This is a genomic window from Chitinophaga sp. W2I13 (genome assembly GCF_050434005.1).
In the GTDB taxonomy this organism is placed as follows: Bacteria; Bacteroidota; Bacteroidia; order Chitinophagales; family Chitinophagaceae; genus Chitinophaga.
Genome location: NZ_JBNPWD010000001.1, coordinates 7,526,893 through 7,549,705, shown reverse-complemented (window position 1 = coordinate 7,549,705; position 22,813 = coordinate 7,526,893). Strand labels below are relative to the sequence as shown.

Below are 22,813 nucleotides of genomic sequence, written 5' to 3'. Positions count from 1 at the left end.
GGTCCGGACCTGGTAAGATATGTAAACCCCAAAACCTGGAAAGCCTTCCGCTAAAACATTTTTACAGACTTTTGTCGTAGTGTATTCGCTCATCCTTGCCGGCTGACCCGCGTACTATACTCAATATCTGAATGTCAACCATTTATCCATTTTGATGCCCTTATCCCGGTAAAACCCGGCGGGTTCCGTATGCAGATTCTTTTCACTTAATAAACATTAAAAAACATGGAAACACACACCCTCTACATTCCTGCCCTGGAATTTCCAACCCCTTCTGCCATAAGCCCGCTTGCAGAAGAAGTACAGGTACACACTTTTAAATGGGCCCATGAATTCCGCCTGGAATCGCCCGAAAAGCTCAAACGGTTTAACAAAGGTAAATTCGGCTGGTATGCCGCCCGGGAATATCCCGCCGCAAACTATGAAGAACTATGCCTGGTGGGGGATCTGATCACCTGGCTGTTTACCATCGACGACAAATGCGACCGCTTTTCTTCTGGCACCCTGGAAGGCGCCTGGCTGCGCAGTATGTTGAACGGCTTTATCGCTATTATGGAACACCGGGAAAGCACGGTAGAAACACCCCTGAATGATGCACTCATCAACATCCGCACCCGCTTCCAACATCTCAGCCCGCCATTTCTCTATTCCTTGTTCTGCAAAGAGATGGTGTCCTATTTTGAAGAATGCCTGTGGGAAACAGAAATGCAGGAAGGAGAATATAGCCCCAGCATCCGGGAATATCTCCAGTGGAGACCCAAAACCGGCTTCTATATTATGTTCCCGCTGGTAAGCATCTTTGGGAAAATTGATTTGCCGGAAGAAGTATATGAACACTGGCTGGTAAAAAAAATAGAGCTCCTGCTGAATCTCACCGCCAACCTGGCCAACGACCTTCACTCCCTGGAACGGGAAAGGGAACTAAAAACGAAAGGACTGAACCTCGTACTGATCTATGAACAGGAACTGAGTATTTCCCTGGAGGAAGCCATTCAGCAGATCTCGGATGAATACCACCGTAATTTGCTTATACTGGAGGAGCACCGCGCCAGCTTGCCTTTCTGGAGCGGGGAGATCAATGCGCAGCTGGATGTGTACATCGACGGATTGTACATCGCTATCAAGGCTTATTTCGACTGGGCGCTCATCGATACCGAACGATACAAAAGTAAAGTTTAGGCTTTTACAGATTTAGCCGGGAGATGCTTCATCATTTCAGCATACAGGTCCTCAAAAGAAAAGGGCTTATTAAAGAAAGCGTTCGCGCCTGCCTTTAAAAGCTCCTCGGATTCATTACTGTACTTGTTGAAAGCATCTCCCGATATAACGATAAACGGTGTATCAGCAAACGAAGGAATGGCCCGCAACTGCAACAGGAATTCCCGGCCATTCATCACCGGCATCTGCGAGTCAGTGATAATGATGTCCGGCTTTTCCGCCAGTGTAGCTTCCAGCGCCTCTTGCCCGTTGCTGCATAACAACGCCCTTGCACCTCCTCTGGTCACAAATTTTTCGATTACATACCGGTTCATCTCGTTGTCATCCACAATCAACACCTTCATCCCCTCAAATTCGTCTTTGCTGATGTCAAATTTCTTTTCGATGGCCGCCTCAGGATGCGCAGCGCGGAAGGGAATAAAAAACTCGAAGATGGTATAATGATCTTCACTGAATACCCGGATACTACCCTCCAGTAAAGTGATCAGCTGCTGCGTGAGGTGCAGGCCGATACCGGTTCCCGATGTAATATGGTTTCGCTCCGACTCATAAGGAAGAAACAATTTTTCCTGCCGCTCAGGCGATATCTCCCCTTCATTTTTAACACGGAAACAAATCTGGTGATCGTCCCGGAAAACGCTGATCACCACCTCCCCGCCGGGGGAAGAAAATTTCACGGCATTGGAAGTCAGGTTATTGATGATTTTAATCAGCACGATTTCATCACTCTCTATAAATTGCTGCGGTAACTGGTAGTTTAATACAATACGGACATGCTGCAGGGCGCCGGTATACTGGTTCATTGCCATACACTGCTCAATACAATCCCGCAGGTGAACAGCCCCCAGCTTGATTTCAAAAAATTTGCCGGCCTCGATCCGTTTCAGATCCAGTACATTGTTTACAATGTCCCGCGATAGCTGTCCCGCACCCAGTAAATTCTTCAGGTCAGGCCCTATTTCCTCCATGATGGGCGCCTGCTTGTTTTCCTTCCGTACCATATCCAGCAACTGTGCAATACCGTAAATGCTGTTCAGCGGCGTTTTCAGCTCGTGAAATGTTTCCCGCAGGAAAGCAGCATTTGTTGCCAGCACTTTGTTCGATTTGCTGAGATCCTCCATCAGCCGGATGATCTCCTTCATAAACTCGAAGATGACAAACAAAATGAAAGTAATCATCCCCCCGGTGGTGCAAAGCCGCATAATATAAGCAGATGTAGGATGGAGGTCTATTGGTTTAATGAACCCAAAAAAAGTATTCACCTGGGTTACTGCCAGCAGCACTGCAATTGCCAGTAATAAACCTATTCTTGCCTTGTGACGTTTATATACCAGGAAAGAACCGCAAATAAGGAAGATCAGTAGAAAAACAATCACCACTTCAATCGGGATGGCATTGCCTAATAAAATTGTCCAGTAACCCGCCGCTATGTAATGGATGGCAAACATGCTGAAGTTGGCGCTGTCCCTTTTACCCATACCGTTCAATACAATAACCGCAAGCATCCCGATACCCTCCAGCAATAGCGGCAGCAGGATCAGTAAACTGTGGACCAGCAGGTAAAAGACTCCTCCAAGTATAAAAACAAGCATACTGGTTAGAAATGCCAGGGAATTAATAATGAGGATGGTACGCTTTTCTGGCTCCGTGGAATATTGGGTGCCAGCGTTTTTAATAATATTCAAAATATGCATGCGTCATTTTTGAGGGTAGTAGGCGTAGAAAACGTGTTCATTCTGGTGTGTCTTCCGTGGTAAATTCAAACCAATATACGAATTACTGGTAACATACGTGAAAGACGCGGTATAGCAGGGAATATCCTGTGGCGCCACTGGGTCAGATTGTGGCGGAAAACCCGTTTTATCCCTCTAAAAAGCGCTGGTGCAAAAGTTGTATGGGAAAAGAAGAGAAACCAAACAGTCCGATGTTATGAAAGCGCTTACCGACAAAAAACCTAAAACCAATTTCTTTGAAACAATGGCCACAAAGGTCATCGCCGCCACCGGTAGCCCCTGGGCCTTTTTTATAGCCCTGGGAGTGATCATTATATGGGCAGTCAGCGGGCCCGTATTCGGCTACTCCGATACCTGGCAGCTCGTTATCAATACCGGTACCACCATCATTACTTTCCTGATGGTATTTATTATCCAGAAGTCGCAGAATAAAGACGCCAAATCAGTTCAACTGAAACTCAATGAACTCATTGCAGCCAACAAAACAGCCAGCAACCGGCTGATTGATGTGGAAAATTTATCAGAAGAAGAACTGGATGTGCTGCACAAATACTATTGTGTGATGGTGGAAGAAACAAGGAAAAGAATGACCATGACAGAATCCCACTCCGTGGAAGAAGCGATCGGAGACGCATTGAGTAAACATGAGGAAGACCTGCTGTCCCGCAAAACGTCCAAAAAGAAAGCGCCCCGGAAATAAAATGACCATTGTTTTGGTGTTATTCTTGATGACTTCCATAAAAAAACAACTTATGCACCATGTCGCTGAAAAACTGAGAATATTTACCTGGCATGTACACGGCAGCTACCTGTACTACCTGTCCCAGGGCAACTATGAACTGTATATTCCGGTGAAGGAAAACAAAGAAGAAGGGTATTATGGCCGGGGAGCCACTTTTCCTTTCGGCAATAATGTACACGAAATTCCTTTCGATGAGGTAAAACATTATACATTCGATTGTATCCTGTTTCAATCGGAAAAAAATTACCTCACTGATCAGTTTGATGTATTATCCGCTACGCAGCAACGGCTGCCGCGTATTTACCTGGAACACAACACGCCATCGCTCCACCCGGTGAACCAGTCGCATGTAGTGGATGACCCGATGGTGCTGCTGGTACACGTCACGCATTTCAATAAACTGATGTGGGATAATAATCGTACGCCCGTTACCGTTATCACACACGGGGTTACGGATTCTCCTTATCCTTATTGCGGCGACCTTCCCTGCGGACTCGTAACCATTAACCATCTCAGGCAACGGGGCCGAACCCTTGGATGGGATATTTACGACCAGGTAAGCAGGCAGGTGCCGCTGGACCTCGCCGGTATGGGCAACCAGGAAGGCGTTGGAGAAGTGCTGCATCCCGATCTGCCTGCTTTCCGGAGCAGGTACCGGTTTTATTTTCACCCGGTAAGACACACCAGTTTAGCGCTGGCAGTTTGTGAAGCCATGATGCAGGGAATGCCGGTGGTGGCGCTGGCTACCACGGAACTGGTAACAGTTATTAAAGATGGCGAAAATGGCTATATCCATACAGATGTGAACTACCTCACCGAAAAAATGCAACTGCTGTTAAATGATCCCGAACATGCGATGCGGCTGGGAGCGCGCGCAAAGGAAACCGCCAATGCCCTGTTTAATATCACACGCTTTACAACAGAATGGGAGCAGGTGTTCCGTCAGGTTACCGGCATGGCATGGCAACCTGAAAGCCTTTTTTCCGCCGTGCCTGCACTCAACGGACACTAAGCCCGGTGGTACACCCGGGCATCTGTACGCTCCAGCAGCTGATCTGCTTTTATCAGCATCCGGTCAAAATCATTGTGGCGGGTCCAGTCGGTGGTACAATGAAGATGCGTATTCAACGGCGCCCAGCGATGCGGTTCGCCATCCATGCTGATGATCACGCTGGGAGTTGCCGTGGCCGCTGCAATATGCGATACGCCCGTGCAGTTGGATACCAGCGCCCTCGATTTTTTTATCAGCACGGCCATGCCTCCTAAACTTAGTTCTCCGGCAGTATCCACTGCGGGGAACCGCATATAGCTTTTTACGGCCAGCGTCAATTCGCGCTCCTCATTACTGCCGGTGAGTACTATTTTCCAACCCTGTTCTGCCAGGTGGTCGGCAATTGCGGCGAAGTAAGGTGGAGGCCATTGCCGCCACGCTGCCCGTGAGCCGGGATGCACACAAATATACCGGTAGTCCTCACACGGTAATTGCAGGCTCCGGAACGAATCCCGGTCGGCGGTAGTCAGCGGAAATTCAAGATGTGTGCCCGCTTCTGGTATGCCCAGCTGCTTCAGCAGGTACAGGTGCCGCTCAATTTCATGGAGGTCTTCCGGATATGGAACAAACATCCCGCTTTCAGGAACGGTACCTTTGGGAGAGAACCCACCGGTGTATTTCGCTCCCATCGCCAGCACCAGGGGGTTCACCAGTGTGCCGTTGCCCTGCATCTGTAATACCAGGTCATACGATCGCTTTCTCATGAGACTCATAAATTCGCTGAAAGCGACCGGGTCATGCGGTTGCTCCGGCAGCCCGGGATAGCCGGGAAATACCACCATCTCATCTATGTAGTGAGAGAACCGCTGCCGGAAAGTGTTGGCCCACGGTAACCCTATCAAAGTGATATGCGCGTTCGGAAACGCCGCCCTGAGCGCACGGAAGGCCGGTACTGCACATAAAAGATCGCCCAGCTGTAAGGCCCTTAAAATAGCGATGCGTTGAATATGGCTGGTTATCATGACTTAAAAATTAGCTGTAACAATTGTTGGATGCTGCTGTGTTCAAGGTCTTGTATCAATGCCACAATCTGCTCACCGGTGCTTTCGGATATCCGCCCCTGCGTGAGCCTTTTGAATTTTTCCTCTGCATCTTCCCAGGTGAAAGGTGTTGTATAAAATCCTTTGTATGCTTCTTTTTCCGCTTTAAATATTGTACCATCTTTCATACGGATGGCTACACTACTTTTAAGCTTATCAGGATAAGCGGCTGTGTAAGGATCCAGCAAACCCGCTACCTTCACCGGTTTATGCAGCGGAAATGCGGTATGGGTGGTTACGTTCTGCAATAGTTGTTGTACATCTGTCCGGGTAATCCGTTCAGGCGAAAATTGTTCCGGCGTTACTTCACCATCCAGCAGGGCCACGGCAATTACATAAGCCATACTATGATCTGCCTGCTCTTTGGTATGCACCAGCGTGCGGTTGCCATACTCGCCGCCACCAACAATATGATAAGCCGTGAGAAAGGTGGTTACTTCCACCTGCCGGATGTCAGCCGGGTTAATCCGGTGCTGTTCCCTTAATTCCACAGCTGCGGTAATAGCAGATTGGGTATGTACTTCCGCATTATAAGTTTTCAAACAACAACGTGGGATCAGTTCAAACTGGTCTTTAGACCAGTCGTACTCCAGCTTCATCCCGTAAATAGCATTAAATCCCTTTTCGGGGATCTCAAACAATTGTACAGGCCCGGTAATGTCTTCCTGTGCCAGCACACAGATCGTCATACAACCTTCATTCACAAGAGAGGAAGCCAGCCCTTTCCACTGGGTGGTATAAGAAGCACGCGAGGTCACCAAAGGATGATAGCTGCAGCCGGCAATACCTAAGGCATTCATCATTTGCGGCACCGGCATTTGCAGCAGCTTCGCAATTCCGGCAGTGGCGGAAAACGCCAGCAGCGTGGTATGGTCATGCCCGCTGATCATTACCGGCAGCTGCTCGGTAAGCCGGCATTCCATTTCATAGGCTACGGCCATCGCAGCGAGGAAGTCGGCGCCACTGATCTCTTTTACGTGGCAGGCGGCTAACAATGCACCAATGTTATCACTGGGGTGACAGGTAGATTCCTTGGCCAGGAAGTTATCCATAAAATCCGGGTACCTGATCAGTGTGGTATAATACTGCGCAGCGAGGTTAGGAGGCAGTTGTAACGGGAAGTCAGCCGTTTGTATACCAGACAACCTGCTGAGCCCCTGCGCTACTTTTTGTGGAAGATCTTCCCGGGTGGAGAATATGAAAGAAGCCATGCTGTCGAGTAAATGTATCTTCAGCTGTTTTGTAATCGCCGCAGGCAACGAACTGAATCGGATGCTGTCTGCGTATTCCGCCATCATTTTAATCTGGTTGCTCATACTGTTTTTTAACAGATGCTAACGGCCAGAAACATGCCAGTTGTACTGGTGCAATACTTGTGGTTATTTCATAAATCTTTGTTATGATACAGCATCTAAATGCCACTGTAAATGGCCGTTCATATTCGCTGGACATTCAGCCGGACACTTACAACGGCCATTCCGTGTATTACTTACTGAACGACAACCTGGGTGAACTGTTTCATCATGCTGTGCCTGATAACCTCATGCTGATGGAAAACGGGGATGGCTTTACCTGTTCTCCCAGGCTTACGGAAATGGAAGGCGGGTACATTGTTCAACAGATATGGGAGGCCATACAACAGAATAACAGATCGTAGCAAAAAAAAATGGATGCTTAAATATGCATCCATTTTTTTTTGAGAACCATATGGATACTTTGTAGAGATTAATGCTTGTTGTGTGAATTTTATTCTATCCCGGAAACGCCCCAATGCCCGATCTTGCTATATTCTACGCCAGCAGGCTGTTTTTCTTTGAAGCGCTTTACAACACAGGCGTTTGAATCGGGCTCAAGAAATCCGGTTGCCGTGCCGTTGAAAACGCTAACCTGTTCACATTATCCGGTTGGTGCTATTATTGATTTTTTTGAAAGTAGCATTCAACTAATTCGATAAAATCTAATAGTATGAAAAGGATAGCATTTATCAGCGAGCATGCTTCTCCACTGGCCATATTGGGCGGAGTAGATGCAGGCGGACAAAACGTGTACGTGGCGGAACTGGCAAGACAGCTTACCCAGAAAGGTTATGCGGTAGATATTTTTACCCGCAGGGAGAACCGTGATTATCCCCGCTGCTTACAATGGCGGCAGGGAATCAGGATCATTCATGTAGATGCAGGTCCGCCGGAAGTGATCGAAAAGGAAAAGCTGCTGCCCTATATGGCTGCCTTCAGAGAAGACATGCTGAGATTTATGAAGGAAGAAGAAATCGACTATCAGCTTATACACGCCAATTTCTTTATGTCTGCCCTGGTGGCAATGGAAATAAAAGGTTTATTACGTATTCCTTATGTAGTTACTTTCCATGCCTTAGGTCATATCCGGCAATTGTTCCAGGGAGAAAATGACCGGTTCCCGCCGGAACGGCTGGCTATAGAGGAACAAGCCATGCTGATGGCAGACGGTATTGTGGCCGAATGTCCGCAAGACCGGGAAGATTTGCTGAAATACTATGATGCACCGGCAGATAAGATTGCTGTTATCCCATGTGGCGTAAACCTCGAAGAACTGTTTCCTATAGATAAGCAACTGGCCCGCATTATGCTGCGGCTACCCAAAGAAGAAAAAATACTGCTGCAGCTTGGCCGTATCGTTCCCCGTAAGGGAATCGACAACGTCATCCAGGCGTTATCAAAACTGAGCTGCCGCCAGCATAACATCCGGCTCATTGTAGTGGGCGGCGACGCCAACCCCACCCAACATAATCATGAAGCCCAGCGGCTGAAAATGCTGGCAAAGGAACTGGGCGTAACGGCCGGTATTCAGTTTGCAGGACATAAAAACAGGGATGAACTGAAGTACTATTACTCTGCAGCAGACCTCTTTATCACCACACCCTGGTACGAACCCTTTGGTATCACCCCGCTGGAATCCATGGCCTGCGGAACGCCGGTGATTGGCGCTAACGTAGGTGGTATCAAATATAGTGTAGCCGATGGCGTTACCGGTAAACTGGTACCACCGAAAGATCCGGAGGCATTGGCTGCCGCCGTCAGCCAGCTGTTACAGGCGCCTGAGAAATTAAATGAAATGGGAGAGCAGGCAGTAAGAAGAGTACGCAAATTGTTTACCTGGCAGCAGGTAGCCTCCAGGATGCACAAACTTTATGGTGAGGTGTTGGCGCGAAGCAGCAGGAGAAGTGAAGCAGATACCATAAAAAGAGCAGTATGAAAAAAGCCATATTCATTGATAAAGACGGCACATTGATCCATGACGAACCGTACAACGTGAACCCTGAAAAGATAACGCTGGAACCTTTTGCAGGAGTATCTCTGCGGAGATTAAGGGAAGCGGGCTTTGCACTGATCCTGGTGTCCAACCAGGCGGGTGTGGCACACGGCTATTTTCGCGAAATTATGTTGGTAGGTGTTTTTAATTACATCAACAGCCTGCTGCGTGATGAAGGCGCCTGGCTCGACGGATGTTACTATTGCCCGCATCACCCGGAAGCCGCACTTAAACGATACCGGGTTAACTGCCAATGCAGGAAGCCTAGCGCCGGTATGATCCTGGGCGCAGCCAAAGATCACCACATTCACCTGCCCTCGTCCTGGATGATAGGCGATATCCTCAACGATATAGAAGCAGGCAACCGGGCAGGATGCAAAACCCTGCTGCTGGATAACGGCCATGAAACCGAATGGCGGATGGATGCCAGCAGGACCCCGTTATACCGGGCAGACTCCTGGCCGGCGGCGACAGATATTATTATCGAACACTCAAAGAACCCTGTTTATGGACTTACTTATTAAGCAGATTTGTGCAGCAGAAAAAAAGCTATCCGTACTGGTGATAGGAGACCTGTTGCTTGATGTATATATGAAGGGAGAAAGTCATCGTCTTTGCCCGGAAGCCACCGCACCGGTGGTGGAGGTCAACAGCCGGCAATACGCCCCCGGCGGGGCCGGCAATACGGCTATCAACCTGGCTGGCTTTGGCGCGGAGGTTACTTGCCTCGGCATCACCGGAAATGACGCAGCAGGCCGACAGATACAGCAACTTCTCAGCAGGCATCACATCAGCCCCTTACTGTTCTCACCGCCTGAACGGCGCACGATCTGCAAAACCCGCCTGTTGGCAGGCACACAGCTGATCGCGCGGTATGATACGGGTACGGAAACAACTATCAGCCGGGAAACGGAAGACCAGGTGATTGACCAACTGGAACGGATATACGCCGGCTTCGACGCCGTACTGCTGGCAGATTACCAGAAAGGGTTGTTAACGCCCCGCATCATCACTGCCCTGGAACGCCTGCAGCAACGATACCAGCCGTTTCTTGCCATAGATGCAAAAAACCTCACTGCTTACCGGGACCTGCATCCGTCATTGGTAAAACCTAACAGCGATGAAATTGCCCGGCTGCTGCAACTCCGCCTCAACGGAACAAACAGGCTGGACATCCTGCAACAGGCCGGGGAGGAAATATTCAACGCCACCGGCGCACATATTACTGCCGTAACGCTGGATGAAGCCGGGGCACTGATCTTTGAGCGGGACCGGCTATTGCTGCATACACCCGCACAAAAAATATTGCATCCACAGGTATCCGGCGCCGGCGATAGTTATATCAGCGCATTTACGGTAGCGTGCCTGCATGGGGCTGATGCCCCAAAAGCGGCTGCAGTAGCAGGCATGGCCGCTGCCATTGCCGTTAGCAAAGCTACCACTGCTTTTTGTACATCCAAAGAATTGCTGGCCGCCGCAGCGCTCAATGGTAAGGTGCTCACGGATACGGATACACTGGAAGCGCTGGGGAATTTCTATCGCAACAACGGCAGCAAAATAGTATTTACAAATGGCTGTTTCGATATCCTCCACAGCGGTCATGTTAATTACCTCTGCCGCGCAAGGGAACTGGGCGATGTGCTCATTGTCGGGATTAATACCGATGAAAGCATCCGCCGCCTGAAAGGGAGCGACAGACCCGTGAACACCCTCGCAGAACGGATGCAGGTGTTGTCTGGTCTTGGGGCAGTAACGCACATTGTACCTTTCGGGGATATAACAGATGACACACCCGCTGCACTGATTGCAGCTTTGCGGCCGCAGGTGTTTGTAAAAGGAGGAGATTATTCACTGGAAGATTTGCCGGAAGCCAGGCTGGTGGAAGAGCAACACGGGGAGATAGTACTGCTGCCACTGGTAAAAGACCGCTCTACCACCGCTATTATCAGGAAAATATCCGACCGGCAACTATCACATCCCGCTTAATAGTTATGAATACACACTGGAACGACTGCAAGAAAATCCTGTGCATCCGCCTCGACAATATGGGCGACCTCCTGATGAGCACACCGGCTTTCCGGGCACTGAAAGAGTCTTTTCAATGCCACCTGACCTTGCTCACTTCCGCCGCCGCCGCCCCGGTAACAGCCGACATACCGGAAATAGACCAGGTAATTGTATTCAATGCGCCCTGGGTAAAACATGATCATGTGGCTACGCCGGAAACCTACCAGCAACTGGTGGAAACCCTGCGCAAAGAACATTTTGATGCGGCGATTATTTTTACGGTATACAGCCAGAATCCATTGCCTACGGCTATGTTGGCTTTTGAGGCAGGCATTCCTTTAAGGCTTGCCTATTGCCGCGAAAATCCTTACCAGCTGCTTACACACTGGATCCCGGATGAGGAACCGCTGCATACCGTCCATCACCAGGTGGAACGCGATATTAACCTGGTAGCTTTTACCGGCGCGAAAGTGATGAGCACAAAGCTCTCCCTGCAAACGCACGAAACGCACTGGCCGGCCATCATCAAAAAAATGAGACTGTATGGCGCCGATCACCTCAAACCCTGGATCGTGATGCATCCAATGGTGCAGGACGCAAAGCGCCAGTATAATTTTTATAAGTGGGTGGAAATAGGTAAGCAGATCATTGCACATCATCAGTGTCAGCTACTGATTACCGGCAACACCGGTGAAGAAGCAGATGCAGAAGCGCTGAAAGAAGCCATTGGTGAGGGCGCTATCAACCTGGCAGGCACATTGTCTGTCGCTGAATTTGCGCTGCTGATCCGTAAAAGCCCGTTGGTAATTTCTGTAAATACGGGAACGATCCATATCGCTGCAGCTACGGCTACGCCGGTGATTGTACTGTATGCATTAACAAATTTGCAGCACACGCCCTGGCGGGTAAGAAGTGAAGTGTTATATTTTGATGTTCCCCCATCGCTGCAAAGTAAAAATGTATTGTTGCAATATGCTTATCAACAGATCCCTAAGCATCAACTGAAAAAAGCAACCGTGGAAAATGTGTTGAAAGCGGTGAACAAACTGCTGCAGCCGGTTTAATTACTCACAGGAAAAATGCCCGGTATTTAATGCTGCCATAAAAATGCCAGTAAATAGACAGTATGGGAATAAAGGCAGAAGTATACAGCATCTCCAGCATATGCGATGGCTGACGGCTGGTATGTAATAACCGCTGACCTGTGAAATACAGCCACGTGACTATCCAGCAACCCAGCAATAACGCCGCGACAGGTAAATTTCCCAACAATAAGCAAATCATAAATGCCAGCAGGCTGCCGGCCATAATGTAATACTTCAGCGGGGGCGATTGCTTGATCCTGGCCTTATAAAGAGATGGGTATTTCCTGAAAAGTAACGCATTGAAAATACCCTTGCGCTGGTCCCATAGGCTGCTTCCCCACGAACTTTTACGCACGGGATGAACCACCCGCGCCACCGGCAGGTAACGGATAGGAATGCCATGCCGGAGAAAGTTAAACTCCAGGTCGCTGTCTTCCCGCCACGCCATCGTAAACCGTTCATCAAAACCTCCTGTCAGCTCCAGCGCTCTTTTAGTACATGCACAGTTGGCTGTAATAAATTCAGCTTCGGATAAATGAGCGGTATTGTACGCGTGATCTGTGATCGCGCCGGGTTCGGGCATTGGCACCACCACTTTGCCGGTGTAGGCCACCAGGTCTTCGTCCTGCCGGTGGTGCTGCCAGATACGGTTCAGCCATTCGGGGTCGGGCCGGCAGTCGTCGTCAGTAAAGGCAATGATTTTTCCGGCCGCATTTTTCCATCCTTTGTTCCTGGCAGCCGCCGGGCCTCCTTTATGCTGCAGGCTCAGGTACTTCAGCTGCAACAGGCCGGTGGCTTTCCACGAGGATACCACCTTTCTGGTGGCAGCATCCGGACCATCGCTTACCACGAGTACTTCAAAATCCGCCCTGTCGAAATGCTGCCGCGCCAGCGCATGAATACATTCCATCAGCAGCTCCGGTCTACGATAGGTTGGAATCACTACGGAGATCTTTATTTCTTTCTTCATCTTGTTATTTATTTTTCAACCAGGAAGGAGCCTATTACCAGTGCATCAAAAGGCGACGACCAGAAACATTCCAGTGCATCCCGGGGCGTACATACAATAGGCTTACCCAATGTGTTAAAAGAGGTATTGATTAATACCGGCACACCTGTTTTCTTTTTGAATGCCTGTAAAAGCTGGTAATAAGCCGGATGCTGGGCTTCATTTACGGTTTGGATACGTGCGGTGCCGTCCACATGCGTAACGGCCGGAATAAGGGACTGCTTGTCTTTTCTCACCGGGTATACAAACAACATATAGGGCGATTGCTTCGCTCCCTCAAACCATTCAGCGGCATCTTCTTCCGTCACCACCGGCGCTACCGGCCGGAAATCCTCCCGGTCTTTCACTTCGTTCAGGCGGGCCTGCATATCCTCATGCAGGGGAGAAGCCAGAATGGAGCGGCTGCCCAGCGCCCTCGGACCGAACTCCATCCGGCCCTGGAACCAGCCGATGATCTTATCATCTGCCAGCAATTGCGCGGTTTCTTCTGCTATGTTATCCAGCTTGCGGTAGGGTGTTTTAGTCCATTTTAAAAACTGTTCAATTTCCGCATCTGTATAAGCCGGACCCCAGTAAGCATGATCCATTACAAAATCCTTTCCTTCCGGATGCCGCATCCGCGCATCCAGCCACAGGGCAGCACCCAGCGCAGTGCCGGCATCGCCGGCCGCCGGTTGTACCCACATGTTTTTAAAGATGCCTGCATCGCGGATAGTGGCATTCAATACACAGTTTAATGCTACCCCGCCGGCAAAGCACAGGGTATCGCTTTGTGTTTCCCGCTTCAGCCAGGAAGCCAGCGAAAGCACGCTTTCCTGCAACACCTGCTGCATGGAATGTGCAATGTCAAAATGATGCGCAGTGAACGGATCATTTTTCCGCCGCTTAGGACCCAGGATCTCTGTCAGGTCCACATCCTCAATCTGGTACTGCCCATTATCAGACAAGGAAATAATATCGCGTAACGCATTTACATAAACAGGTTTGCCGTATGATGCCAGCGCCATCACCTTGTATTCATCAGAAGAATGAAGAAACCCAAGATGAGTAGTAATTTTTTCGTACAGGAGTCCCAGTGAGTGTGGCATATTTACCTGGCTGATCCTCTCCAGCGCATTGCCGGACCCGGTACTGAAAGTGGTGGTAGCCCTTTCCCCGCGGCCGTCTATCGTCATTACAGCCGCTTCATGATAGGGAGAGGGAAGAAAAGCGCTGGCAGCATGGCAGAGGTGGTGGTCGATATGATGCCACTGCCCGGGGTTACTGTTACCCTGATAAAAACTTGGCTGCAGGTGATGCGGATAACCATCATTCAGTTGTCCCCTGGCATTAACAATGGCCTGCAGAAATAACGGATCCCAGGGCGATTGCCACTTTTCCGCGGTAAGTGTTCCCGCCGGAAATAAGGGCAGTTTTATCTCTTCTTTGTTGGCAACTTCCGGCTCCATCAACTGGTACGGATCAAAAGAATAGGCAAAGTGATCTACATCGTTGATATGAATGCCGGCGGTACGCAAACAATAATCAATGGCATGAAAAGGCAGCTCATAGGCTGCAAATGGAATGGGTCTTTTTCCGTGTTTGATATGGGTAAACCGCTCGTCTTCTACCGCTGCAATCAGCTGCCCGTCTTTGACCAGGCAGGCAGCTGAATCATGGAAAGCGGCATTTATACCTAATGTATACATCTCCAGAAATTAAAATGAAATAAAAAATGGGTTAGTAAGGGAAACAATAATATCAGCTGCCGGATTCCTTGTCCTGGTCCCACTCAATATTATCTGCTTCTTCATCTGAAAGATTATTCTCTTCCAGGTCATTTTCGTCTAATGGCGGATCGGTATCTTCTACTTCCTCGTCCGCTTCTTCATCTGCTGTTAACCCGGTATCAAGATCCTCTTCTTCACGGGCATTTTGTGCGGCAGTACTTTGCGTATTGGCATGACTGCTGAATCCTCCGCTAACCTGTTTGTCAGGAGTACTTTGTTTTGATGCTTGTTTTTCCATAGTCTGAGTTTTATTTAATGTCGTTCAAAGACTACGCCATGTGCCGGAGCAGCGCTTCCCGCATTACTATCCTTGTGGAGTGCGGAACACTTTACCCATTCAATGGGAAAACCGGTTACAGAGTGGGAGTAATTTTTCAGCTTGTAACCGCTTGTATTATTTTTTTACGGGAGAATAAGGAAGATGTAATGCATCTTTAAAAAGTAATAATAATTCATGGGTATAATATTGCCGTATTGCAGCCGGATCTCCGTTGTCGGCTGCTTTTAACCTGCCCTGCGACATGGGCTGCCCTTTGAAGCTGAAAGCATAATAGGCAAACAGTTCTGAGATGCCCAGCTCAGGCACCGGTGAAGCATACCCGGTGATAGCAATGCCCCAGTCTGCCGAAAATAAAGGCCCCACTGCTATCGCCATCTCCAGCGCTACTTTCTCCGATACACAATCACACTTTTGTCCGTGAATGGGATCAATGTTCAGGTGCTTTGTTTTCTGACCAATGTTATAAGTGGTAATACCACCCTGGAAAAAATCCATCGCTTTTTCAGCCAGCGAAAGCGCTACCTGCAAATGCCCGGCAGTTACGCTTTCTGCTACCGCCAGGGTTTGCTGGTTGCTGGTAAGCAGTTGCCGGATATCACGCAGTAATTCAGTATCAGATATGAATGGGTCCATGGTTCATTGCTTTTTTTTATAAATCACTAAAGCTGTGCCATTCAGCACACCCGGCCCCGTCTTTGCTGCCATTTTTAAAAATCATTCTATACACACTTAATTCATTTGCTATGACAACCGTTAATGTTAACAACAGGAATGAATACGCATTAATTACCGGCGCTACCAGCGGTATTGGTTATGAACTGGCTAAACTACTGGCGGCAGACAGTTACAATCTTATCCTCGTGGCACGGAACCCCGACCGGCTGCAGGAAGTAACGGATGAACTGAAAGCGGCCTATGGAGTGGAAGTAACGCCCATTACAAAAGACCTGTTCATGCCATCTGCTGCGGCTGAAATTTATGCGGAAACAAAAGACATGGGTATCAGCATCGATGTGCTGGTAAATGACGCAGGACAGGGAGAATGGGGCCCTTTCCTGGAAACTGACCTGAACAGGGATATTGATATCATCCAGTTAAACATCATTGCGTTAATGTCGCTCACCAAATTTTACCTGAGAGACATGCATAAACGGAACATGGGCCGCATCCTGCTGCTGGGATCAGAAGCAGGCACCACGCCGATGCCGCTGTTGTCCGTATACGCAGCCACCAAAGCCTTTGTTATTTCCTTTGGCGCCGCCCTGGCAGAAGAACTGCGTGACACCGATGTAACCGTTACGGTATTACTGCCTGGCGCCACAGATACCGACTTCTTCCACAAGGCACACCAGGAAGACACCGTTACCTATCGTGAAAAATCACTGGCTCCTCCGGAAGAAGTGGCGAAAGACGGCTATGATGCACTGATGAAAGGAGAACGCAAAATTATTTCCGGCTCAAAAACAAAAATGCATGTGTGGATGAGCGACTTGCTCGGCACTTCCAAAGCAGCCGCCAACGCGCGCAAACTGAACGAACCCAGTACAGAAGCCCTCGGCGAAAAGAAGCCGGGACATGTAGCTTCCCGCAAGGAACGGGAATATATTAACGAAGATAGCCGTCGCAGTGATGGTGATCTGAACCAGGACATAAACTGATTCCATTAACTTTAAAAAGACACAACTTATGAAATCCTGAAACCCTGATAAATAAGGTGGTCCGTACGGAATGCGGGCCACCTTATAATAAACGCTGCAATTTGTTCAGCACCGTTTTCATATTAATGCCTTTTCCCAGCAAACCTTTCAGCAGATCGCCTTCCGCCGCTATCCGCTCCGGCATATTATAAATATTAAAGTCAGCCGTTTTCAAACCCTTCTTCACTTCCTCCCACCGCAAAGGCGCCGACACGGTAGCTCCCGGCTTCGGCCGCAGCGAATAAGCCACCGCCATCGTTTGTATTTGGCGGTTCTGCATAAAGTCGAGATAGATCTGGCCTTTCCTTTTAGCCGGTGTTCTCAGCACGCTGGTGTTATCCGGCAGTTGTTTGTTGGCAATATTTACAATCAGCTCGGCCAGCATCCTCGATTGCTCAAAGCTGTATTTCGCACCCAGGGGAATAAGTATATGCATGCCCGTAGACCCCGAAGTTTTTACAAAAGAAGACGCACCAATTTCATCTAAAATATCTTTGATCACCAACGCCGTTTCAATTACCTCGTTAAAGGAATTGTTGTCGGGGTCCAGGTCTATCAGGCAATAGTCCGGTTCATCAGGATGCTGGATCCTGCTGTGCCAGGGATTTAATTCAATACATCCCAGGTTAGCCATGTACAATAGCGTGGCCCTGTCTTTACAAACAAGAAATGATTTTGTTTCCCCATCCGATTCGCTGGTATAAGGAAAGGTTGGAATCCAGTCGGCTACCTTATCTTCCACATTCTTCTGGTAAAAATTAAATCCTTTGATGCCTTCGGGAAACCTGTTGAGCGACTGTGGCCGGTCTTTCAGATAAGGCAGTATGTAGTCGGCAACGGCTGCATAGTAATTGATCATATCCCGCTTGGTGATCCCTTCATCCGGCCAGTATAATTTATCAAGATTGGTAAATTTCAGCAACTTACCGTCTACCTTCATTTCTACCTGCTTCTCATCATCGGGTAAAAATATCCCCGCATCCTTTTTCCGGGAGGATGTTTTTTTCCCGGCGGGAGGGGCAACAACTTTTACCTCTTTTTCATCTGCTGCTTTTTTATCTTCCCGTAATCCCATAAATACAGGCTGACGAAGTATGCCTTCCCGCGTTACCTCGGCAAACTTTACTTCACATACCAGCACCGGTTTTAACCAGGTAGCGGGCATATTGGTCTGGGGCCTGGTTTTAAACGGGTGTTTTGGTGCAAGGAGCGGCTGGAATTTTGCAAAAAGTTCTTTCAGTAGTTTATCATTAAATCCGCCACCGGTATGACCAATATATTTCAGCTCTTTCCCTTCATACTTTCCGAGTATAATTGCCCCGAAATGCTTTCGGCTGTTCCTGCCGGCAGTATACCCGCAGATGATGGCCTCCATCCGGTGACTGTTTTTAATTTTCAGCCAGCTCTCCGTTCTGCGGCCCATAATATAGCTGCTGCCGGCAGCTTTGGCCATTACCCCTTCCAGCCCTTTATCAACGGCTGCCTCATAAAATGCGGTGCCCTGCCCGCTGATATGGTTGCTGTACCGGATGATGTCATGATCCGCCGGTATGATCTCCGCCAGGATCGCTTTCCGTTCTTCCAGCGGTAAGTGTGTGAGATCTTTGCCGTTATACCAGGGTATATCAAAAACGTAATAAACAAGCTGCGCACTTTTGCCGTGCTTAAAATAATTTTGCAGGGCCTGGAAGTCGGGATTACCTTTTTCATCTACGGCCACAATTTCGCCGTCGGTTACGGCCTTTACTTTCCATTGCTGCAGCGCTTCGGTGATCACGCTGAATTTTTCATTGAAAGAAAGCTGGTTGCGGGAAAGCAGGTCCACCCTGCCATTGTTGAGATACCCGATGGCGCGGTAGCCATCCCACTTTATTTCATAAAGCCAGTCTTCTTTATCAAACGGTTTGGAGGTAACCGTTGCCAGCATGGGCTTAATTTCTTTGGGCATGGGAGCCGTTTTCCCTTTTTTCAACAGCGCGGTAAAATCATCTGCTGCTGGTATTGCTGCCGCCTTTTTCTTAGCGGCTGTTTTAGTAACGGTGGGTTCCCGGTTGCTTTTCCATACTTTAGGCGGATGCTTTGCAATCTGCTCAATGGTTTTACCGGAAATGACCGATTTGTTTTTAGCGGTAATTTCCGTTTTGGAAGCGTAACGGTCTTTTACTTTCATCAGCAGCCACGCGTTTTCTCCTCTGCCTGCTGCCTTCACCAGGGCAAAGCTGCCTTTGAGCTTTTTCCCTTTGAGCACAAATTTTAGTTTGCCGCTGTGCAATTGATGCAGGAGGTCTTTTGTTTGTTGTTTCTTATCTGCGTCATTATCGTCCGCCGGTTCATAAACGCCTTCATCCCAAACGATCACGGTGCCGGCGCCGTAGTTGCCTTCGGGAATAATACCTTCAAAGTCCTTATAGTTATACGGATGATCTTCTACCATCATGGCCAGCCGTTTTATTTCCGGGTCCATAGACGGTCCCTTGGGTACAGCCCAGCTTTTCAGCACACCCCGCATTTCCAGGCGGAAATCGTAGTGCAGGTGAGAGGCATCGTGCTTTTGTACAACAAAGTGTAGCAGCTGATCCTCACCTTTCCCGCCGGTAGGCTCCGGCGTTTTACTAAAAGTTCTTTTCTGACGGTATTTTTCCAAACTCATAGCCAGCCTTTTTGAATACTATAATATAATGTTTCAGGAGATATCCAGTTGTTCCAGTCCCTGATCTGCCGGGGTATTCAGCACCTGGCCGTTGATACCGTAACGGGCGCCGTGGCAGGGGCAGTCCCAGGAATGTTCTGCGTTATTCCAGCTTACATCACATTTCATATGCGTGCAGGCAGGTTTCAGCGCATGCAACCTGCCTTCTTCATCTTTATACAGCGCTATTTTCTGATCTTCATACTCCACTACTTTGCCTTCTCCGGGAGCTATTCCTGCCAGCACTTCCAGCTGTTCGCCGGAAAACAATTTACCCATAAATTGTTTCACTACATCCGCATTGTGGGAAATAAACTGGCTGAATCCCGCCACAGGTTTAATACGGTTGGGATCAAAAAGCGCTTCGTTTTTGGGCTTCTGCTGCAGCAGTATCCGCTTCAGTAACAAAGCAGCCACACTGCTGTACACCATCCCGTTTCCGCCATAGCCGGCAGCCACAAAGATATTATCTTCCACGCCCGGAAGCCTTCCGATATAAGGTAATCCATCTACCGGCTCATAATACTGTGACGACCATTGATATTTTATTGCCTTCACTTTAAAGTGTTGCCTCACATAGCTTTCCAGCCGGAGAAAACATTGGGCGGTATTTTCATCCTGACCGGTTTTATGATCTTCCCCGCCGGCGATCAGGTATTTTTGTCCGTCTACTTCCTGCGTCCGGTAGTAATGATAAGGATCATGCATATCATAGATCAGTTCATCCGGGTAATTGTCGTCTTCCAGCGTAAAGGCCATTGCATAGCTGCGGTAAGGTGCACAACGCAGGTGCAGCAGGTTGATGCCGGGTGGAATATGCGTGGCATAAATCACCGCCCTGGCCTTAAAAGTGCCGGCATTGGTGGTAACGGTAACGGTTTCGTTGTTGTCCACACCGGTTACGCGGCATTGTTGCCGGATGGTACCGCCTGCGGTTTCAAAGGCACGCGCCAGGCCCTGAATATATTGCAGGGGATTGAACTTTGCCTGTTCGCCGGCTTTCATGGCTTTGGTAAAAGGAATGGACACGGGAATGGTGTCCACAGGGGTCATTTCAAGCCCCGCCTCGGCAGCGGCTTCTGCAATGTGCTCCAGCTCCTTGTCCTGCTCCTCATTTTGTGCAAACAGGATAGCATTTGCGTCACTGAATCCACACTCAATTCCCCATCTGCTGATATTATGTTTTATCAGTGCAATGGCTTCTGTAACACTGGCATATACCTGTTGGGCGGCTTCCTTGCCAAAGTTTTTCCGGATCACATAATATGGAGTATCCAGCAATGTATTTAAATGCGCAGTAGTGCCGCCGGAAGTGCCATAGGCAATATTTTCCGCTTCCAGCAGCAAACAGTTTTTGCCTTCATCCTGTAAAAGAAAGGCGGTGCTTATGCCGGTAATTCCCCCGCCAATAATGATCACATCGTATAGTTTGTCCGGGTCAGCCGTTTTACTCCCTTCAAAGGGCATTGCGTGATCCTGCCAGAGGCTGATGGAATATGCATCTCTTGATATCATAGCTATTGGTTTAGTATTTAAATCACATCTAAATACTATGCCACGGTAGAGGAGGACTCCTTACATACGGATCATGCCGCTGTTCATACTGGCATGATTTTGCCGAAATTTTGAGCAGGAACATTTGATTTTTTAATGTTTTAAAAAGACAGGTTATGGAACAGCACGATCAGAGTAAGCAACCGGCACAAAAACCTTTTTCAAAAAATGACCTGTTGGGAAAACAGGAACAGTCCGAGCCGGCGGAGATCCAATCTGCGGAGGATGCGGAAGGAGAGAACACGGAAGAGATAGATGGAGAGAAAAAGGATACCAGCGGAGAACAGTAAAATTATTTTATGCAGATACAAGCCTTAAGAAAATCCCGTGGCGTTAAAAATACATGGATGTTATTCATGGCTACGGTTTTATTTGCCTGCAATAATCAACAAAAGAAAGCGCCCGCGTCGGATAGCCTCGCGGCCCAGCAAAATGTGCCGGGAGACACCTTTCCAGAGCCGGATACGACCAAGTCTGTGAAAAATTTCAGTCGTGTTATCGGGTGGCCGGGAAACAAAACTCCGGTAGCGCCGAAAGGATTTACCGTCACTAAATTTGCCGACGGACTCAAAAATCCACGCTGGATCTATGTGGCGCCGGATGGCGACATCTTCGTGGCAGAGTCAAATGCCACCCGCGCATTTGTACAGAAAGTAGGCGATGTAGTATCCGGAAAGGCCGCATCAGAGAATGAACAGAAAAGCGCGGACCGTATCACCCTGCTGAGAGATACCAATAAAGATGGTAAACCCGACCAGCGGTTTACGTTCCTGCAAAAGCTTGACCAGCCCTTCGGGATGCTCATCCTCGGCAACAGCTTTTACGTAGCTAATACCAACGGTCTCGTACAGTTCCCCTATAAAAAAGGCGATAACAAAATTACCGCAGCCGGTAAAACCATACTGGCATTGCCGGCTGGCGGCTACAACAATCACTGGACCCGTAATGTGATCGCTTCGCCGGATGGCGCAAAGCTCTATGTGTCCGTAGGCTCCGGCAGCAATGTGGCGGAGCATGGTATGGAAAACGAAAAGCGCAGGGCTAATATCCTGCAGGTCAATCCTGATGGCAGCGATGAAAAGATATATGCAGGTGGTCTCCGCAACCCCGTTGGCATGGACTGGGCGCCCGGCTCCAATACCCTGTGGACCGTGGTCAATGAACGGGATGAACTGGGCGATGAGCTGGTGCCGGACTACCTGACCGGCGTAAAGGAAGGCGGCTTTTATGGCTGGCCCTATTCTTATTTCGGTCAGCATGAAGACCCACGCCTGAAAGGAACGCAGCCTGACTCCGTAAAAAAGGCGATCGTACCTGATTTTCCGCTGGGCGCACATACGGCCTCATTAGGACTTGTTTTTTACCGCGGCAGCGCTTTCCCTGGCAAATACCAGCAAGGCGCTTTTATAGGGCAGCATGGCTCCTGGAACCGCTCACAACTGGCAGGGTATAAGGTGGTGTTTGTGCCCTTTCAAAAAGGGCAACCGTCAGGGCCTGCGGAAGACTTTCTCACCGGCTTCATCGCAGATGCAGCAACAAGCGACGTATACGGCCGGCCGGTAGGAGTGGCCGTAGCGGCAGATGGCGCCCTGCTGGTAGCAGATGATGCTGCCAACACCATCTGGCGCGTAGCCGCTGAATAATTAATTTT

General features: G+C 49.0%; 20 protein-coding genes. 11 read left to right on the top strand and 9 right to left on the bottom strand.

Going from position 1 to position 22,813, the window contains the following annotated elements; genetic code table 11:
* The first annotated feature begins 225 nt into the window (after positions 1 to 225).
* Positions 226 to 1,179 (top strand): terpene synthase family protein, encoded by a 954-nt coding sequence (locus QFZ48_RS30700; protein WP_429065280.1) that lies wholly within the window; start codon positions 226 to 228, stop codon positions 1,177 to 1,179.
* Here QFZ48_RS30700 and QFZ48_RS30695 read toward each other — a convergent pair.
* On the bottom strand, positions 1,176 to 2,903 hold the full coding sequence (locus tag QFZ48_RS30695; RefSeq protein WP_429065279.1) for a hybrid sensor histidine kinase/response regulator: 1,728 nt from the start codon (positions 2,901 to 2,903) through the stop codon (positions 1,176 to 1,178). The genes QFZ48_RS30700 and QFZ48_RS30695 overlap by 4 nt on opposite strands.
* A 244-nt stretch (positions 2,904 to 3,147) precedes the next feature.
* On the opposite strand from QFZ48_RS30695, the gene QFZ48_RS30690 reads away from it, so the two are divergent.
* Both QFZ48_RS30690 and QFZ48_RS30685 read left to right on the top strand, forming a co-directional pair.
* Positions 3,148 to 3,651, top strand: coding sequence for a low affinity iron permease family protein (locus QFZ48_RS30690; protein ID WP_429065278.1), 504 nt, complete (start codon positions 3,148 to 3,150; stop codon positions 3,649 to 3,651).
* 52 nt (positions 3,652 to 3,703) lie between these two features.
* Entirely contained in the window at positions 3,704 to 4,705 is a 1,002-nt protein-coding gene (locus QFZ48_RS30685) for a glycosyltransferase (protein ID WP_429065277.1), read from the top strand.
* Here the strand turns inward: QFZ48_RS30685 and QFZ48_RS30680 are convergent.
* Positions 4,702 to 5,706, bottom strand: coding sequence for a glycosyltransferase family 9 protein (locus QFZ48_RS30680; RefSeq protein WP_429046920.1), 1,005 nt, complete (start codon positions 5,704 to 5,706; stop codon positions 4,702 to 4,704). The genes QFZ48_RS30685 and QFZ48_RS30680 overlap by 4 nt on opposite strands.
* Positions 5,703 to 7,100, bottom strand: coding sequence for an MmgE/PrpD family protein (locus QFZ48_RS30675; protein WP_429065275.1), 1,398 nt, complete (start codon positions 7,098 to 7,100; stop codon positions 5,703 to 5,705). Before QFZ48_RS30675 ends, QFZ48_RS30680 begins: the two co-directional genes overlap by 4 nt.
* Before the next feature lie 83 nt (positions 7,101 to 7,183).
* Between QFZ48_RS30675 and QFZ48_RS30670 the strand changes: the two genes are divergently transcribed.
* The 5 genes from QFZ48_RS30670 to QFZ48_RS30650 all read left to right on the top strand — a co-directional run bounded on the left by QFZ48_RS30670 (position 7,184) and on the right by QFZ48_RS30650 (position 12,143).
* Positions 7,184 to 7,441 (top strand): hypothetical protein, encoded by a 258-nt coding sequence (locus QFZ48_RS30670; RefSeq protein ID WP_429046924.1) that lies wholly within the window; start codon positions 7,184 to 7,186, stop codon positions 7,439 to 7,441.
* A gap of 308 nt (positions 7,442 to 7,749) precedes the next feature.
* On the top strand, positions 7,750 to 9,015 hold the full coding sequence (locus QFZ48_RS30665; protein WP_429046926.1) for a glycosyltransferase family 4 protein: 1,266 nt from the start codon (positions 7,750 to 7,752) through the stop codon (positions 9,013 to 9,015).
* On the top strand, positions 9,012 to 9,596 hold the full coding sequence (locus QFZ48_RS30660; RefSeq protein WP_429065273.1) for a D-glycero-alpha-D-manno-heptose-1,7-bisphosphate 7-phosphatase: 585 nt from the start codon (positions 9,012 to 9,014) through the stop codon (positions 9,594 to 9,596). The genes QFZ48_RS30665 and QFZ48_RS30660 overlap by 4 nt, the downstream gene beginning before the upstream one ends.
* Positions 9,580 to 11,058, top strand: a complete 1,479-nt coding sequence (gene rfaE2, locus QFZ48_RS30655; protein WP_429065272.1) for a D-glycero-beta-D-manno-heptose 1-phosphate adenylyltransferase — start codon at positions 9,580 to 9,582, stop codon at positions 11,056 to 11,058. The genes QFZ48_RS30660 and rfaE2 overlap by 17 nt, the downstream gene beginning before the upstream one ends.
* A gap of 5 nt (positions 11,059 to 11,063) precedes the next feature.
* Entirely contained in the window at positions 11,064 to 12,143 is a 1,080-nt protein-coding gene (locus QFZ48_RS30650; RefSeq protein WP_429065270.1) for a glycosyltransferase family 9 protein, read from the top strand.
* A gap of 4 nt (positions 12,144 to 12,147) precedes the next feature.
* Here QFZ48_RS30650 and QFZ48_RS30645 read toward each other — a convergent pair whose 3' ends face one another.
* The 4 genes from QFZ48_RS30645 to QFZ48_RS30630 all read right to left on the bottom strand — a co-directional run bounded on the left by QFZ48_RS30645 (position 12,148) and on the right by QFZ48_RS30630 (position 15,855).
* A complete protein-coding gene (locus QFZ48_RS30645) occupies positions 12,148 to 13,134 on the bottom strand; it encodes a glycosyltransferase (RefSeq protein WP_429065268.1) in 987 nt (328 codons plus the stop codon).
* Between the two features lie 8 nt (positions 13,135 to 13,142).
* A complete protein-coding gene (locus tag QFZ48_RS30640) occupies positions 13,143 to 14,861 on the bottom strand; it encodes a carbamoyltransferase family protein (RefSeq protein WP_429065267.1) in 1,719 nt (572 codons plus the stop codon).
* A 52-nt stretch (positions 14,862 to 14,913) separates the two neighbouring features.
* Positions 14,914 to 15,180, bottom strand: coding sequence for a hypothetical protein (locus QFZ48_RS30635; RefSeq protein WP_429046938.1), 267 nt, complete (start codon positions 15,178 to 15,180; stop codon positions 14,914 to 14,916).
* Between the two features lie 156 nt (positions 15,181 to 15,336).
* Positions 15,337 to 15,855, bottom strand: a complete 519-nt coding sequence (locus QFZ48_RS30630; RefSeq protein WP_429046940.1) for a CinA family protein — start codon at positions 15,853 to 15,855, stop codon at positions 15,337 to 15,339.
* A gap of 110 nt (positions 15,856 to 15,965) precedes the next feature.
* Between QFZ48_RS30630 and QFZ48_RS30625 the strand changes: the two genes are divergently transcribed.
* Positions 15,966 to 16,880, top strand: a complete 915-nt coding sequence (locus QFZ48_RS30625) for an SDR family NAD(P)-dependent oxidoreductase (RefSeq protein WP_429065265.1) — start codon at positions 15,966 to 15,968, stop codon at positions 16,878 to 16,880.
* An 82-nt stretch (positions 16,881 to 16,962) separates the two neighbouring features.
* Here the strand turns inward: QFZ48_RS30625 and ligD are convergent, their stop codons facing one another.
* Complete coding sequence (gene ligD / locus QFZ48_RS30620; RefSeq protein ID WP_429065263.1) at positions 16,963 to 19,569, bottom strand: DNA ligase D; 2,607 nt, start codon at positions 19,567 to 19,569, stop codon at positions 16,963 to 16,965.
* A gap of 33 nt (positions 19,570 to 19,602) precedes the next feature.
* Positions 19,603 to 21,123, bottom strand: a complete 1,521-nt coding sequence (locus QFZ48_RS30615; RefSeq protein WP_429065261.1) for an FAD-dependent oxidoreductase — start codon at positions 21,121 to 21,123, stop codon at positions 19,603 to 19,605.
* Between the two features lie 155 nt (positions 21,124 to 21,278).
* Here QFZ48_RS30615 and QFZ48_RS30610 point away from each other — a divergent pair, with 155 nt between their 5' ends.
* Together QFZ48_RS30610 and QFZ48_RS30605 are read left to right on the top strand one after the other, a co-directional pair.
* Entirely contained in the window at positions 21,279 to 21,452 is a 174-nt protein-coding gene (locus QFZ48_RS30610; RefSeq protein WP_429065259.1) for a hypothetical protein, read from the top strand.
* Between the two features lie 9 nt (positions 21,453 to 21,461).
* Complete coding sequence (locus QFZ48_RS30605) at positions 21,462 to 22,805, top strand: PQQ-dependent sugar dehydrogenase (RefSeq protein ID WP_429046947.1); 1,344 nt, start codon at positions 21,462 to 21,464, stop codon at positions 22,803 to 22,805.
* Positions 22,806 to 22,813: the final 8 nt, after the last annotated feature.